Source organism: Oleiphilus sp. HI0067 (assembly GCF_001635735.1).
The window spans coordinates 1-528 of record NZ_LWFI01001724.1; the positions used below are offsets into that span (position 1 = coordinate 1).

The 528-nt window shown below is 44.2% G+C and carries 1 protein-coding gene; it reads right to left on the bottom strand.

Annotated elements, in window-relative coordinates; genetic code table 11:
• Window positions 1–42: 42 nt before the first annotated feature.
• On the bottom strand, window positions 43–528 hold a 486-nt coding region (locus A3739_RS30565), incomplete at its 5' end, for a hypothetical protein (protein ID WP_068503515.1).

The window sequence follows — 528 nt, forward strand, 5'->3', positions numbered from 1 at the left end:
CAAATTGATTGGCGACTCAATAAGAGCAGCCGATTATATCAATTACGCAGAAATAGAATCAGACAAGATGTCGTCATCGATATACGCCATACCAATCTTGGTAAGGTATTCTTCGCGCTCTGCTTTCATTAAATCTATATCAAGCGGCTTAAGACCAGCTTGCTCATACAGACTAGCAATAAACATCATGAAACCCTCGCCTTCTTTTATCATAAGAAGACCTGCAGCACCAACATCGGGACGGACTTTAGAAGCATTATCGTCGTCAAGATTAACGGTCAAAACAACAGGCTGCTCTTCACCTTCGAATCGAACCGAACGACGCTTTACGCACTGTTCCGCCCAAAAATAGGCNAATGCTTTACTCTGAGTAAGGAACACTGGTTCGCGCTGCTCAGTATAACTATTTCCGATCGTCGCCATGGTTTGCTTCGCGACTTGATTGAAGGCCTTATCGCCAGAACGAACAAGCCCGTTCTCTTTAATCGAATCAATAAGTGCCGATGAAGTACCGTGATACCAAACACC